This window comes from Microbacterium sp., from assembly GCF_049661145.1.
Classification (GTDB): Bacteria; Actinomycetota; Actinomycetes; order Actinomycetales; family Microbacteriaceae; genus Microbacterium.
Genome location: NZ_JBASZT010000019.1, coordinates 1 through 14,358 on the forward strand (window position 1 = coordinate 1; position 14,358 = coordinate 14,358).

At 70.6% G+C, this 14,358-nt stretch carries 16 protein-coding genes and 1 pseudogene; 7 read left to right on the forward strand and 10 right to left on the reverse strand.

Features of this window, described 5'->3' with window-relative positions; translation table 11 throughout:
• Together WBP48_RS00955 and WBP48_RS00960 are read right to left on the reverse strand one after the other, a co-directional pair.
• Nucleotides 1–538 (reverse strand): annotated as a pseudogene (locus WBP48_RS00955) (hypothetical protein); the annotation flags it as partial.
• 152 nt (nt 539–690) lie between these two features.
• Nucleotides 691–981, reverse strand: a complete 291-nt coding sequence (locus WBP48_RS00960; protein ID WP_424434724.1) for a multidrug ABC transporter ATPase — start codon at nt 979–981, stop codon at nt 691–693.
• 129 nt (nt 982–1,110) lie between these two features.
• On the opposite strand from WBP48_RS00960, the gene WBP48_RS00965 reads away from it, so the two are divergent.
• Entirely contained in the window at nt 1,111–1,494 is a 384-nt protein-coding gene (locus WBP48_RS00965) for a cold-shock protein (RefSeq protein ID WP_424434727.1), read from the forward strand.
• On the forward strand, nt 1,478–2,050 hold the full coding sequence (locus tag WBP48_RS00970; protein WP_424434730.1) for a DUF3027 domain-containing protein: 573 nt from the start codon (nt 1,478–1,480) through the stop codon (nt 2,048–2,050). Before WBP48_RS00965 ends, WBP48_RS00970 begins: the two co-directional genes overlap by 17 nt.
• 32 nt (nt 2,051–2,082) lie before the next feature.
• Here the strand turns inward: WBP48_RS00970 and WBP48_RS00975 are convergent, their stop codons facing one another.
• A complete protein-coding gene (locus tag WBP48_RS00975; protein ID WP_424434733.1) occupies nt 2,083–3,480 on the reverse strand; it encodes an FAD-binding oxidoreductase in 1,398 nt (465 codons plus the stop codon).
• Between the two features lie 3 nt (nt 3,481–3,483).
• Nucleotides 3,484–4,194, reverse strand: a complete 711-nt coding sequence (locus tag WBP48_RS00980) for a hypothetical protein (protein ID WP_424434736.1) — start codon at nt 4,192–4,194, stop codon at nt 3,484–3,486.
• 108 nt (nt 4,195–4,302) lie between these two features.
• On the opposite strand from WBP48_RS00980, the gene WBP48_RS00985 reads away from it, so the two are divergent.
• Nucleotides 4,303–4,956: a TetR/AcrR family transcriptional regulator gene (locus WBP48_RS00985; RefSeq protein ID WP_424434739.1), complete on the forward strand. Its 654-nt coding sequence runs from the start codon at nt 4,303–4,305 to the stop codon at nt 4,954–4,956.
• A gap of 48 nt (nt 4,957–5,004) precedes the next feature.
• On the opposite strand, the gene serC is transcribed toward WBP48_RS00985, so the two are convergent.
• The gene (gene serC / locus WBP48_RS00990; RefSeq protein ID WP_424434742.1) at nt 5,005–6,123 is read right to left on the reverse strand and encodes a phosphoserine transaminase; all 1,119 of its coding nucleotides are present in this window, start codon (nt 6,121–6,123) and stop codon (nt 5,005–5,007) included.
• 109 nt (nt 6,124–6,232) lie between these two features.
• Between serC and WBP48_RS00995 the strand changes: the two genes are divergently transcribed.
• The 3 genes from WBP48_RS00995 (at nt 6,233) to WBP48_RS01005 (ending at nt 8,911) form a co-directional block, all read left to right on the forward strand.
• Entirely contained in the window at nt 6,233–6,940 is a 708-nt protein-coding gene (locus WBP48_RS00995; protein WP_424434745.1) for a metal-dependent transcriptional regulator, read from the forward strand.
• Between the two features lie 470 nt (nt 6,941–7,410).
• Nucleotides 7,411–8,109, forward strand: coding sequence for a M23 family metallopeptidase (locus WBP48_RS01000; protein ID WP_424434748.1), 699 nt, complete (start codon nt 7,411–7,413; stop codon nt 8,107–8,109).
• A gap of 304 nt (nt 8,110–8,413) precedes the next feature.
• Nucleotides 8,414–8,911, forward strand: a complete 498-nt coding sequence (locus WBP48_RS01005; protein WP_424434751.1) for an HNH endonuclease — start codon at nt 8,414–8,416, stop codon at nt 8,909–8,911.
• A gap of 13 nt (nt 8,912–8,924) precedes the next feature.
• Here the strand turns inward: WBP48_RS01005 and WBP48_RS01010 are convergent, their stop codons facing one another.
• From WBP48_RS01010 to WBP48_RS01020, 3 genes are read right to left on the reverse strand one after another with little or no spacing between them, the layout of a single operon-like run.
• Nucleotides 8,925–9,581: a pyridoxamine 5'-phosphate oxidase family protein gene (locus tag WBP48_RS01010; protein ID WP_424434754.1), complete on the reverse strand. Its 657-nt coding sequence runs from the start codon at nt 9,579–9,581 to the stop codon at nt 8,925–8,927.
• Nucleotides 9,578–10,390 (reverse strand): creatininase family protein, encoded by an 813-nt coding sequence (locus WBP48_RS01015; protein WP_424434757.1) that lies wholly within the window; start codon nt 10,388–10,390, stop codon nt 9,578–9,580. Before WBP48_RS01015 ends, WBP48_RS01010 begins: the two co-directional genes overlap by 4 nt.
• Entirely contained in the window at nt 10,387–11,760 is a 1,374-nt protein-coding gene (locus WBP48_RS01020; protein ID WP_424434760.1) for an FAD-binding oxidoreductase, read from the reverse strand. Before WBP48_RS01020 ends, WBP48_RS01015 begins: the two co-directional genes overlap by 4 nt.
• Before the next feature lie 34 nt (nt 11,761–11,794).
• Between WBP48_RS01020 and WBP48_RS01025 the strand changes: the two genes are divergently transcribed.
• On the forward strand, nt 11,795–12,436 hold the full coding sequence (locus tag WBP48_RS01025; RefSeq protein WP_424434763.1) for a helix-turn-helix domain-containing protein: 642 nt from the start codon (nt 11,795–11,797) through the stop codon (nt 12,434–12,436).
• Between the two features lie 23 nt (nt 12,437–12,459).
• On the opposite strand, the gene WBP48_RS01030 is transcribed toward WBP48_RS01025, so the two are convergent.
• Both WBP48_RS01030 and WBP48_RS01035 read right to left on the reverse strand, forming a co-directional pair.
• The gene (locus tag WBP48_RS01030; RefSeq protein ID WP_424434766.1) at nt 12,460–13,509 is read right to left on the reverse strand and encodes a methylenetetrahydrofolate reductase C-terminal domain-containing protein; all 1,050 of its coding nucleotides are present in this window, start codon (nt 13,507–13,509) and stop codon (nt 12,460–12,462) included.
• On the reverse strand, nt 13,506–14,358 hold an 853-nt coding region (locus tag WBP48_RS01035), incomplete at its 5' end, for a methylenetetrahydrofolate reductase (RefSeq protein WP_424434769.1). The genes WBP48_RS01030 and WBP48_RS01035, both read right to left, overlap by 4 nt.

Genomic DNA, 14,358 nt, shown 5'->3' on the forward strand with positions numbered 1-14,358 from the left:
CGCCGGTGCCGATCCGCGCGAGCGGAACGGCGAGCGCGGTGTGCAGGATGTCGGCGAGCGAGCCCACTGATGCGAAGGCGCGCTCCGCGGCGGTGGCATCGCGCGACGTTGCGTCGGATGCCGATGCGTCGGATGCGGTGACGGGCGGGTCGGCGTGGACCACGGCATCCCTTCGCCGGCGCGATGCCAGGGCCTCGCCGACGGCGGCGTAGGGGATGCCGTCGCCGTCGACGAGCCCACAAGCGTGGAGGCCGGCGCGCACGGGTCCGACCGGCACGGCGGCTACCGTTTCGAGCACCGCGCCGGCCGCCGTGTCGAGCACCGCGCCGGCCGCCGCGAGGGCGTTGGCCTCGTCGGCGGTCAGCGTCGTGAGCGCTCGGTCGATCGACGCGGGATCGAGCAACGCCTCTGCTGCGTCGAAGGCGTCGTTCCACGCGACTCCGGGCGCGATGCCCCGCGCGATCAGCAGCGCGATGAGCGACGCGTCGTCATGCTGCAACAGTTCGTGCGCAAGCGAGCGGGCGTCGGTGGCGGTCACGTCAGAGACCTTCGCATTGGCTTTTCAGTGGCGCTGCCGCGCCCTGGGGCGAGAAAGTCTGGGTCATGTCACGAGACTTTCGAGTTGGCTTTTCAGTGGCGCTGCCGCGCCCTGGGGCGAGAAAGTCTGGGTCATGTCACGAGACCTTCGCATCAGCGGCCCTTGCCGACTCGGGCCTTTCGCACAAAAGTCATGATGAGCACCGTCATCAGCAGCACGAAGGCGATGATCGGTGCGATGTACACCGTTGTGCCGACCGCCGGCCACAGTCCCTCGTTGAAGTCGTCGTGCCGCATTCCGGTGGCCGAGCCGATCATGATCGCGACGAAGCAGAGCACCGAGAGCAGCAACAGGCCCAGCGACATGAAAGCGAGAACGCGATCGATCCGGCGGACCGGCAGATCGTCGGCGGCACCGGGGGTGCGGGAGGGCGTGGCGGGCATCGCCCCTCAGACTACTACCGACCTCCCGCTTCCCGGCTCCGGGGGTGCCGTAGGCTGGCATCGGGGCATCCGCCCCGCTGTGTCTGTGTCACTGCGCCCGTCCTGGGCGCCGACGAGCGAGGTTTTGCGATGCCCACCGGCAAGGTCAGGTTCTACGACGACGAGAAGGGCTTCGGCTTCATCACCACTGATGACGGCCAGGACGTCTTCCTCCACGCGACGGCGCTCCCCGCCGGCGTCGAGGGTCTCAAGGCCGGAACGCGCCTGGACTTCGGCGTGGCCGACGGCAAGCGCGGACTCCAGGCTCTCGCCGTGCGCGTCTTGGACGCTCCGGTGAGCCTCAGCAAGCGCAACCGGATGAAGCCCGACGACATGGCGGTCGTCGTCGAGGACCTCGTGAAGCTGCTCGATAACGTCGGCGGCGATCTGCGCCGCGGGCACTACCCGAACGCGGGTCACAGCAAGAAGGTCGCGGCGATACTGCGCAAGGTGGCCGATGAGCTCGATGCCTGACGCCGAGTCGACGGCCGTGGCGCCCGCCGAACCCGACGTGCGCCTGCGGGAGGGGCACGACCTCGCGCTCGCGGCACTGCACGAGATCACCGCGCCCGCCACGGTGGGACCGCCCGTCGGCTACACATGGGAGGACGACGGCGTCGTCTCGCTGCGCTTCGGCAACACGATGGAGGGCTACCCGGGCTGGTTCTGGACGGTGAGTCTCGCCGTCGTCGAGGACGCCGAGCCCACCGTGCTCGAGGTCGAACTGCTCCCCGGCGAGGGGGCGCTGGTGGCGCCGGAGTGGGTGCCGTGGGCGGTGCGTCTGGCCGAGTATCACGCCGCTCAGGCCGCGCTCGCGGCCGAAGACGGCGACGTGGCGGATGCCGAGGACGACGAGCTCGATGACGACGTCGACGCCGAGCTCGACGACCTCGACGATCTGGATGCCGCCGACTTCGACGACGACGGATCACCGATTCTGCACTCCGGCGACGTGGACGGTGTCGACATCGACGTCCTCGACGACTCCGACGAAGAGGACGAGCCCGCCGAGGACGACTCCCGCGACTGAGCCGTCCCCGTGCGGGGCGGTGGGCGGCCTCCTCACCCCACCGGATGATTCGCTCGGAAGACGCCGCGCGGGTCCACGGCTTCGCGGATCGCACGCAGGTGGTCGGTGCTCGGACCGAACAGTCCTCGCGGATCTCTCGGGCGTTCGGCGACGTTGAGATAGCTGCGCTCCGAATGCCACGGGGCCAGCTCGCCCAGCAAGTGCGTCACCGCCGCGTTGACGGCCGCGCAGGCGGCGGGCGTCGGCACCGCGCCGACCGCGAACACCAGGAACTCGCCGTCGAGGCCGGCCACGGCCCCGCCGCCGTTCGCGCCCAGTGCGAGCGCGCCGCCCAGGTGCCGCAGTTTCGCCGAGAGCAGCACGGCGCCGCACTCTCCGGCGGCGATCGTCAGGAAGGCATCGAGCGCCTCCGCCGACAGTTCGCGCAGCAGGGTGCCGTCCGAAGCGCTCGCCACCGGACCCGGCGGATCCAGGTGGAGTTTCGTCAGCCGGTCGACGGGCTGCACCTCGAACGTGTCGATTTCCGGGTCGAGGCGGCGCAGTTCTGCGAGCAACGCTCCCGCGGCCGCCGGCGCTTCCTGAAAGACCGCCTCGACCACGACGAACGCGCGGCCCGCGAACGGCGGCGGGACCTCGGGCGCCGCAGGGAACCGGAGCACGCGGCCGATCGAGGTCACCGCGTCGCCGATCCCTGCGGTCCAGTCGCGCCACGCGTGCAGCACCTCGGCCGCTCGGTCAACGGGCCAGAAGAGCGCGCCCGCGTACACCGTCTCGATCGGGAAGAGCCGGAACTCGACGGCCGTGACGACGCCGAACGAGCCTCCGCCGCCGCGGAGCGCCCAGAACAGGTCGCGATCTCTTTCGGCATCCACTCGCCGCAGCAGTCCGTCGGCGGTGACGAGCTCGACGGCGGTGACATGGTTCGCCGCGAGCCCGTGCGATCTTCCGAACCAGCTGAGGCCGCCGCCGAGGGTGTAGCCGACGACGCCGACGTCGGCGGATGAGCCCGCGAGCGCCGCCAGGCCGTGCGCCGCGGCCGGCGCGACGACCTCGCCCCAGACGGTTCCCGCCTCCACCCGCGCGATCCGCTGGGTGGCGTCGATCGAGACCGCCCGCATCAGATCGGCGCGCAGCAGTACCGTGCCCTGCAGGTCGCCCAGCGGGGCGGCGTTGTGCCCCGTGCCCTGCGGCGCCAGCCTCAGACCGTGCCGTGTGGCGAAGCGCACGGCCGTCGCGACGTCGAACGCGTCGGCGGGGCGGAGGACGATTGCCGGCCGCTGATCGACGTTCAGCGCCCACGCGCGCCGTGCGCTGTCCCAGTCGGCATCCGACGGCGTGGAGATCCGGCCGGAGAACTCGGCGCGCAGCCGCGCGACGTCGCGATCGGTGAGGTCGTCCGCGTCGTGTGCGGTCGTGCTCGTGACGCACATCGGTCAGTTGCTCCGCGGCGGGGCCCACAGGCGCACGGCGGTGCCGATGAGCCAGACGTCGATGAGGAGCTGGCCGGGGAACAGTGCGGACATCGCGGGATCGCCGGTCAGCGCCAGCAGCGGGGACGCGATGCCGAAGGTGAGGGCGCCGGCGATCGCGAACGCGGCGAGGATCCACGCGAGGGCCGTGCGCGCGCGGCGTGCGAGCTGCACCGCGAGGATCGCCGTCGTGAACGCCATGAGCGGCGTCGTGAAGACCGAAAGAGTGAGATGGGCATCGGTCATCGGTGTCGCCTCGCCGGCCGCGTGAGCGGCGTGTTCCGCTCCCGCGAGCAGGTGCGGCAGGGTCTCGATCGCCGCGAGCGCCCACGCGACGATCACGACCGTGATCCACGGGCAGACGGCGTCGAGAGCGCCGGAGCGGCGGACGAGGACGAACCCGGCGACGCCGATGACGATGCCCGTCAGGACGAGGACGTGGGAGAGCCCCCACATCGACGAGCCGAGCATGCTTCCCAGCGCCTCGTCGAGCGTGTCGCCCGATCCGTGGGGGTGCAGCATCCCACCGGCGCCCATGGCGAGCCCCGCGGCGGCGAGGAGGAGCGCGCCGACGCGTCGCTCGATGAGGCGTGCGCGAGATCGCCGGGATGCCGGGCGGGTGCCGGTGGTCGTGCCGGCTGCGACGCCGGGAACGGGGGATGCGGTGGTGCTCATGATGTCTCCTTTGGGTGAGTATTACTTAGTGAATGAGTAACGCTCAGTCAATATACACACGCTCAGCGAAGTTGTACAGTGGGAAGCGGAGACCTTGCGGGAGGGCATATGACGACCACGCGAAGCCGCGCGTACCGTTCGGCGGTGCGCGACGAGCAGGCCGAACGCACGCGGCGGCGCATCGCTCAGGCGGCGCGGGAGAGATTCGTCGAGAGCGGCTGGGGCGGCACCAGCATCCGCTCCGTCGCGACGGCGGCCGGTGTCTCGGAAGCCACTGTGTTCGCCGTGTACGGCAGCAAGGCCGGGGTCGCGCTCTCGTTGATCGACAGCGCGGATGCCGACGCGGACACCGCGCGGCTGATCGCAGAGGTCGAGGCGGCGGTAGGCGACCCGAGGCGGCAGCTCGCCGCGATGATCGGATTCGACAGGCGGCTGTACGAGCGTGCCGGCGAGGTGCTGCGCGTGATCATCGAGGGCGGCCGCACCGAGCCGGCGCTCGCGGTGGCCTACGCCGAGGGACGAGCGCGCGGGAATCAGGGCCGACGGCGGTTCTTCGCGTCATGGCCGGAAGGAACGCTCCGCCGGGGCATGACCGTCGACGACGCGCTCGACGCGTACGCCATCGCGGTCTCGATCGATGTGTACGACATCGCGCTGTCCGAGCGCGGATGGACCGCGGACCGGCTCGAACAGTGGTGGGTGACCTCGCTCAGCGAGGCCATTCTGGCTCCCGACGCCGCCGACCACGCCGCCCGTCGGTGACCGAGCGCGCGTCACGTCACGGTCGGCGCGGCATTCGACGAGCGGGACTCAGGCCCGCATCGCGTCCAAGGTGTAGTCGATCGCCTTGATGAGCTGGCGCACATCGTCGGGTTCGATGGAGACGAACGTTGCGATGCGCAGCTGGTTGCGGCCGAGCTTGCGGTAGGGCTCGGTGTCCACGATCCCGTTCGAGCGGAGGCTGGACGCGAGGGCCTTGGCATCCACCGTCTCATCGAAGTCGATCGTGACGACGACGGGAGAGCGGTCGGCGGGGTCGGCGACGAACGGCGTCGCGAACGAGGACTCCTCTGCCCAGGCGTAGAGTGCATCGGACGATTCCGAGGTGCGCGATGCCGCCCACCCCAGGCCGCCGCGGTCATTGAGCCACTCCAACTGCTTGTCCAGCAGGAACAGCGTGGCGACGGCAGGAGTGTTGAGGGTCTGGTTCAGCCGCGAGTTGACGAGGGCATCCTTCAGACTCAGGAACGCGGGGATGTACCGGCCGGATGCCGCGACGCGCTCGATCCGTTCGATGGCGGCGGGGGAGACCGCGGCGAACCACAGACCACCGTCCGAGCCGAGGTTCTTCTGCGGCGCGAAGTAGTAGACGTCGGCCTGGGAGACGGCGAAGTTGATGCCGCCGGCGGCGCTGGTCGCGTCGATGACGGTGAGTGCGCCCTCATCGCCGACGACGCGCTCGACGGGAGCAGCGACGCCGGTCGAGGTCTCGTTGTGCGGCCAGGCGTACACATCGACGCCTTCGACGGCCTCGGAGACCGCTCGGGAGCCCGGCTCGGCCTTGCGCACGTCGGGCGCCTCCAGCCAGGGCGCGGCGGCAGCGGCGGCGAACTTTCCGCCGAACTCGCCGAACACGAGGTTCTGCGCGCGGTTCTCGATCAAGCCGAATGCGGCAGCGTCCCAGAAGGCCGACGATCCGCCGTTTCCGAGGATGATCTCGTAGCCGTTGGGCAGGCGCAGCAGGTCGGACAGTCCCGCCCGGACCTGACCGACGAGGTTCTTGATCGGCGCCTGCCGATGCGAGGTCCCCAGCAGCACCGCGCCGGGGCCGGCGAGGGCGGCAACCTGCTCCGGCCTGATCTTGGACGGGCCGCAGCCGAAGCGTCCGTCGGCGGGCAGAATCTCGCGGGGCAGAGTCACGTGGGGCATGCACCGATTGTAGAGTCGCCACGCTCTGCGATCCGACTTCGGACCGTGACAAACGACTAGGCTGAAAGAGGCACTCCCGTGCTCACCGCCCCGTGATTCAAGGCCAGCCATGACCGATCTGATCGATACCACCGAGATGTATCTGCGCACCATCCTCGAGCTCGAGGAGGAAGGCATCGTGCCGCTGCGCGCGCGCATCTCCGAGCGCCTCGGTCACTCCGGCCCGACCGTCTCGCAGACGATCGGTCGCATGGAGCGCGACGGCCTCGTCGTCGTGTCGGAGGACCGGTCGTTGGAGTTGACGACGCCGGGACGCAAGAAGGCCATCGACGTCATGCGCAAGCATCGGCTCGCCGAACGGCTGTTGAGCGACGTCATCGGCCTCGACTGGGCGTATGTGCACGAAGAGGCCTGCCGCTGGGAGCACGTCATGAGCGAACTCGTCGAGCGGCGGCTCATCGAATTGCTCGGGCACCCGACCGAGTCGCCGTACGGCAACCCGATCCCCGGTCTCGACCAGCTCGGCGACGTGCCCGCCCGCACGTTCGATGAGGGCGTCGTCGGACTCGTGCGACAGCTCAACAGCACCGGCGGCCCGGTCACCGGTACCGTGCGCCGTCTCGCCGAGCCGGCGCAGGTCGACCCCGAGCTGCTCGCGCAGCTGCGTGAGGCCGGCGTGATGCCCGGGGCGACCGGCGAGTATCGCTTCAGCGAGGGATACGTGCTCGTTCAGATGGACGGACAGAGCGAAGGTCTGGAGCTGCCTGTCGAGGTCGCCTCGCATATCTTCCTGGTGGATGCCGCGCCTCACCCGTGAGCATCGCCGTCGATCCGGAGGCGTCGCAACGTGTCTGGACATCGCCCGGCAAACACCTGAACGCGGAGGTCTCAACGTGACATATTCGTTACCATCCGGTAGCCTCTAAAAATCCAACGGCGAGAAGCCCGCCACGGATCTCCGCACGAGTTGCCTCATCGGTTCGTCGTTCGTGTGGTGAAGCCCGTACATCTGTGCCCCGACACTGAATGCCGACGAACCAGCATCCTTCTCCCGAGGAAGGCGGCGGAGGCGCCGGAGGACCTTTGGCTGAACAGCACGACTCGCCGCGGGACATGCCCGATTCCGAAGCGACGACACCCGACAGGCGCGTTCGCACGCGCCGATCCGGCGTGACTCGCCGTGTCACTCGCACCCGCTCGGCTGCAGTTGTCGCAACCGCGACCGCACAGCCCGCGCAGAAAGCCTCCCGTCGCCGACGGGGTTCAGCCCACCCGATGCGCAGCTTCGTGACCATCGCTGCCGTCGCGGGTCTCGTCGCCACCGTCGCGATCCCGGCCTTCGCCGCGACGAACACGGGGTCGGCCGAGGCCGTCACGTTGCAGCAGGTGGCAGCAGAGAACGCGCAGTCCCTCGTCGTCGCCTCCGAGACGACCCCCGCGGCGCTCGCCCGTGACAGCTACTCCGCGACGACTCCCGAGGAGATTCAGGCGAAGAAGGATGAGGAGGCCGCCAAGGCCGCGGCCGCCGCTCGCATCGCCGCCGCCTCTTCCGGATCTGCGGCGTACCGAGGCGCGATCGCGCAGTCGATCGCGCCGGCAGGCTCGGTCGTGCGTCCGTTGACGTCGTTCACGAGCTTCGGCACCCCCTACGCAGGCCACAAGGGCACGGACTACATGGCGCCGCTCGGCACACCGATCTACGCGATCGCCGACGGCGTCGTCGTCGAGTCCACCGAGAGCGGCCCCGGCTGGGGCGTCTACGTCAAGATCGCACACAACATCGGCGGCAACACCGTCACGTCCCTGTATGCGCACATGATGTACGGCAGCCGCCGCGTCACGGTCGGACAGACCGTCTCCGCCGGCCAACTCATCGGCCAGGTCAGCGATACCGGACGTGCCTACGGCACGCACCTGCACCTGGAGATCTACGTCAACGGCTCGTGGGTGAACGCGGAGAGCTGGCTCGTCGCCAACGCCAGTTGAAGCGCGACACGCGGCATCCGTTCACCTCTCGTTTCGCGTCGCGGTGCGTCACTGTATTACCCTGAACCCGACGCTCGCAGAGCCGAGGGGGAGCCGATGAACGCAGCACCTCGCATTCGAACCGTGAATGCGCTCGGTCGCTATGTGCTTCGGCATCGTGTGCACGACTGCCGCGACATCCGTCGTGGCATCAAGGCGCTGTCTTCATGACAGCGCCTTTTTTCGTGCCTGCGCCGCCTCGTCCGCGTGAGCTCGCACACCGGAGCGCCGTCGAAGCCATCACGGCCGGTCGAGAGGAAGCCACATGCGCACCCTGGTACTGAACGCGGGATACGAACCCCTTGCCGTCGTCTCGTTCAAGCGGGCACTCGTGCTCGTGATGAACGAGAAGGCCGTCGTCATCGAGCGGATCGAGGACAATCCGGTGTGGGGTATCCGCGGCTCATGCGATCGACCCGCGGTGATCGTGCTGACGCGGTACGTGCGGGTCCCGGGAGCACGGCGCGTGCCGGTGACCCGCCGCGGGGTGCTGAGACGCGACGCGCACCGCTGCGCCTACTGCGGCAAGGGCGCGACGACGATCGACCATGTGCTGCCCCGCTCGCGCGGCGGTGCGGACTCGTGGGAGAACCTCGTCGCGTGCTGCCTGCGCTGCAACAACGTGAAGGGCGACCGCACTCCGCAGGAGATGGGATGGGAGCTGCGCTGGCTACCGCAGCCGCCGCATGGCGCGCACTGGACGGTGCGAGGCACCGAGCGGAGCGAGCCCGCCTGGGAGCCGTACTTGTCTCTCGCAGCGTGACGCCGCGCCGCGTTCAGCCCGGCAGTGCCGTGGACTCCCAGCCCGAACCCGCGCGTGCGTACGCGAGGCGCCGGCTCGCGTAGGCGGGGTTCGACACCCAGAACACGAGCCGACGCGGCGTCACCGCAAAACCGGCCCAGTCGTCGGGTGCGGTGAAGGCCGGGTCTTCGGCACCGCCGTGCGCGCTCAGGAACGAGGCCCACTGGGCGCGTCGCTCTGCGAGTGGCAGCCGTGCGAAGGCAGCGGTGTTCTGCCACGCGAGCTGCTGCAGATACGCGGACCGCAGCCGGTAGGTCTCGACCTCCTCGTCACGGGACGACCTCACCGCCGTGCCCTGCACGACGAGCTGCCGGGTGAATCCCGGCCACAGGATCGTGAGGGCGACGGCGGGGTTCGCCGTGAGCTCGGCGACCTTGCGGCTGTTCGCGTCGGTGTGGAAGAAGAAGCGCTCGCCGTCGAAGTCGCTCAGCATCGTGGTGCGCGCGTCCGGGACGCCGTCGAGACCGATCGTCGAGACGGTCATGAGCATGCGATCCTCGCCCTCGGTCGGCAGCCATGCGGCCGCCAGCGCGAGCGGATCGGGCCACGAGGTGTCGGACTGCACCGGGTCGGTGTCGTGATGGATCACGACCGGTGCGGGCGGGATGCCGGGGGCGTACGAGGCCGTCATCCGAACACGAACCCGTCGATCTCGGCGAGTGCCTCGCACACGAAATCGACGCCGCGCTCGTACAGCACCTCGCCGTGCGCGGCGTTCGCACCAGTGGCGTCGCCGATCACCCCCTCGGGCCCGAAATCTTCGCTGGTCCACCCGAACATGACCGGCTTGCGGTTGAAGCCGATGTGGGTGAGCCCGGCGATGTGCTCCGGGACGTTGCGCGCCGGCATGTCGGGGGCGACGAGGTGCGGCGCGAGATGCATGACGAGCGACGTCTCGGAGAACCCGCCGTGGATGCCCTGGCCCTTCTCGTCCGGCCGCCCGTCGACGCCGTCACCGGCCCCGCTGGTCGTCGCCGGCATCGAGAAGGTGCGCAGGCCGAAGCGGCGCCGCAGCTCGCGGTTCGCCCAGCCGAGCAGCATGACGTTGCCGCCGTGTCCGTTGACGAACACGACGGTGCGAGCGGGGGTCTTCGAGATGGAGCGGCCGATGTCGATGAGTTCGTCGAGGAGCGTCGTCCCCTCCAGCCACACCGTGCCGGGCGCCCAGTGGTGCTCGTCGGACTTGGCGTAGCTGATCGTCGGCAGCACCCACGCGTCGATTCCGTTGGCGGCGACGCGCTCGACGGCCGCGGTCGCAATCGCCTCGGCCACCAGCGCGTCGGTGCGCAGCGGCAGGTGCGGGCCGTGATGCTCGATCGCCCCGATCGGGACGACGGCGATCGAGCGCTCATCGAGAAGCGCCGTGAGCGCGGGACCCGAAAGATCGGCCCAATGCCGCGATGCCGGGGCGAAAGGCGTGGAAGGGTCGCCGGCGCTCACCGGACCGCGCCTTTCGTCGGCCCGCCGTAGGCGGCATTGAGCTTGCCGGGGTTCAGGAGCCCTTTCGGGTCGGTCGCGCGGGCGAGCTCGACGGTCTCCCTCAGGCGGAAGTCCACGTTCCACTGGTGCGGATTGTGCACGCCGACGCCCAGCGCGGTGAGCGCAGCGATGCCGTCCTCGACCTGCTCCGGGCTCTCGTAGATGCCCGCGAGCATGCCGATGGGCCGGATCGAGGTCGCCTCGATGTGCAGGTGAGCGCCCGGGTAGACCGCCATGACCTCGTCGTGGCGCTCGATGAGGGCGTCGCCGCCCACCTCGACATGGAAATACACGCCGGGTTCCGACTTCTGCAACCACTCGATCGGGTGGTTGTAGCTCAGCACGGAGATCGCCGCCGACACCTGGGGACCCTCGCGAACGTCCTCGATCCGACCTCCCGCGGCCGTGATGATGGTGGTCGCCTCGTCCACGAGCGACACGTCGACGATCATCCGCAGTGAGCTGCGTCCCTCCGGGAACGCGGGGTCGGGAGGCAGCTGCGCGGACACGTGCGGGTCGTCGGCCGACACCAGGCGTGGGGCGGGACGTAGCGCACCCAGCCGCTGCAGCACCGACATCGAGCCGGTGAAGTCGTCGAACGACGCGTACAGCCCGCGCCAGTCGCCGAGCGGCTCGAGGCGCACGGTCGCCCGCACGATGATGCCGGCCGTGCCGTAGTTGTGCACGTAGCCGAGCGCGTCGTCGCCTTCTGCGTGGACGATCTCACCCCCGGATGCCGGAGTCACGACGTCCACCGCGAGGACGAATCCCTCGTGGTTGCTGCCGTGCGCGATCGAACCGGTGCCGCCCGAGCCGCCCGAGATGAAGCCGCCGAGCGTGGAGTGCACGGTCGAGGGGTACATCCACAGCTGTTGGCCGTGCTGGCGGGCCGTCTGTTCCAGCGCCGCCATCGGCGCGCCGGCCTCGGCCGTGATCCACCCGTCGCCCACGTCGACGATGGCGCGGGCGCGCGACGTGTCGAGCACGAGTCCGCCGGGCATCGGGATCGCCTGCCCGTAGTTGCCCGTCCCCTTGCCGCGTGGCGTGATCGGTGCGTCGTGGGCGATGGCGATGCGCACCACGTCGGCGATCTGATCGGCATCCGCGGGGAAGGCGACGAGGTCGGCCACACCGAGCGGCAACTGCTCGGCGATGATCGGCGACATCCGCGCGCCGTCGACCGACGCCTTCTCCCGCTGCCGGGAATCGCTCGAGACCCCGCGCGGGCCGACCACGGCTGCCAGCGCGGTCTCGAGGGCCGTGTAGTCGGGGGATGCCGCGGCGTCGAGCGCGGCGGGTTCGAGCATGTCGGTGGGGGTCGCGCCGGTCATCTCGGTTTCCTTTCGTGTGCCATAGTCTTCAGTCATGTCCGATGCCGCCCCTTCGCGCCGCGGCAACCGCGGTGACCGCGGCGGCGATCCGGCGGCGTCCGGGGAGGACGGTCCGGCATCGGCGGCCCGCGCCCTCGGCGCGCGCATCCGCGCGCTGCGGCAGAGTCGCGGGATGACGCTGACACAGGTGGCCGCGCAGGCAGAGTTGTCGCACTCGTTCCTCAGCCAGGTAGAGCGCGGACTGGAACGGATGAGCATGACGTCGCTGTTCCGCGTCGCGCAGGCGCTCGGGACGAGCCAGCAGGCCCTGCTCACCGACGACGCCGACGCGGCGCCGCGGACGGAGGGCGCGTTCCACGTCTTCCGGGCGAGTGAGGCGACCCCGCTGGATGCCGGGGGGAGCCCGGTGCGGGTGATGGCGCGGGATCATCCGCGCTTCGTGCCGATGGTCATGTCCGGAGCGTTCTCGGAGGACCTCTGGTGGGTACATGACGAGGAGGAGTTCGTCTACGTGCTCGAAGGGCGCCTGGTCGTCGTGCTCGACGACCAGGAACTCCCCCTCGAGGCGGGGGACGCGGTGTATTACCAGGGCGGCATACGTCACCGCTGGCGCACCGCTCCGGGCGAGACGGCGCGCGTGCTGACCGTCAAAGAGGGCCGCGCCGGGACGCTCTGATCCACGTGCGGGTCGCGGCGCGATCACGTTCCGCCCCCCAGTTCGCGGGCGACGGTGGCGAGGTCGGCGGCGTACGCCGCCTCCTCACCCAGACGCGCGCCGCCCGCGATGACGACGCCACCCACGACGCCGGTGTCGAGCAGAGCGCGACCGTACTCCACGGCGAGCCGGATGCCCTCGACGCGCGGGTCACGTGCTGCGAAGAGTCGATCGATGAACCCGCGCGGCAGGATCGCCGCGTGGAACGAGGCGAGCAGCGCCGCACCGTCGCGGTCGATCACGAGCGGAACACCCGGCAGCACGGGCGTTGTCGCACCCGCAGCACGGCACTGCGCGACGAAGGCGGCGACCTCCTCGGCATCCCCCGCGTACTGTGTGAGGCAGAAGTGCCCGCCCGCCCGCTGCTTCTGCGCCACCCTGGCGCCGCGCGCCGTGACGGGGGGAGCCGCGGGCGATTCGGCGAACGACGTGAGCAGCCCCAGCGCGCGCGCACGGGGGAGCGTCGTGGTGGACTCCAGATCGAAGACCGGTCGGGCATCGGCGCGATCGCCCGTCTGCGTGTGGTCGCCCGTGACACAGTGCACGCCCGCCACATTCAGAGCACGCAGCGACTGCAGTTCGCGCTCGAGGGCGGTGCGATTGCGGTCGCGGGCGTTGAAGCCCATCCACAGGCGCAGTCCGGTCGCCGCGATCAGCGCTGCCCGATAGGACGGCGGGAACTGCACCCGGGAGCGTCCCGCGTCTCCGGAGAGGACCGCATCGACGTTGCCCGACAGTGCCTCAGCCGTCGGGCCGATGGCATCCGAGCGCATCGCACGCACCGGGAACCCGGTGAGCACGAGCGGGCGGCGCCGCGCGATCGCCAGCACCTCGCGTCCGGCCGCCGTCGTCACCTCATCCGGTGCCGCGTCGCTGTCGGCCGCCCATCGCACGGGGAGCTCGCGGCGCAGGAAGACGCACGGTGTGGGGTCGACCTCGCACGTGCCGTCGGCGTTGACGCCGCCGCACGGGCCGTACGCCATCGACTTGGGGCAGCCGGCGGCCCGCGACGCCCGCGGCGTCGTGGTGCTCATGCGGCCGTTCCCGTCGGCATCGCGCCGGTGTCAGAGCCGGCGGATGCGGCGTCGTGACTCTCGCGCAGCAGCTCGGCCGTCCGGACGAGCGCGTCGACGGCGCACAGACCGATCGGGTCGCCCTCATCGACGACGGCGGACAGGTGCACGCCGACGATACCCGGGACCGCGAGCGCGCGCAGTGCCCATGCGACGGCGGCCTCGATTCCCGCGTCGACGCCGTCCTCGGCCGCCGTGACGGCCTCCTCTATCCCGGGCGGCAGCGCGACACCGGGGAGCGCTCCGAGGCGTCGCGCCGCCGACCCGGAGGTGATCACGGGAACCGACACCATCACCGGGACGGGGGCGTCGGTGGCGGCGACCGCCGCCGTGAAGCGGGCGACATCGGCGATGTCGCCGCAGAGGTTCAGGATGCCGAGCTCGGCTCCGGCCCGTGCCTTGAGAGCGAGCCGGGCGGGGCGGTAGGCCACCGGCGGTGCTGCCGGCTGCTCGGCGACGGCGACGAACAGGCCGGCGCGGCGGGCGAGGGCCGCGACGCGCGTCGAGTCCAGGTCGAAGACCGGCTGTGCCTGCGGGAGGGCTGTCGAGGAGGGGTGATCGCCGGTAACGGCCAGGATGCCGGCGACGCCCAGATCGGCAAGGGCGGCGAGTTCCCCCTCGATCGCGACGCGGTTGCGGTCGCGGCACGTGACGCCTGCGATGACCGTCGCACCCGCCGCAGCGAGGACGAGCGCCTTATGGGTCGGACTGAGAGCGCCTCGCAGACCGGGCGGCTCTCCCGCGATGACCGCGGTCAGGCCCGCGAGGCGTGCCCCGGCCTCGGCGAGCACGCCGGGGTCGACGGTGCGG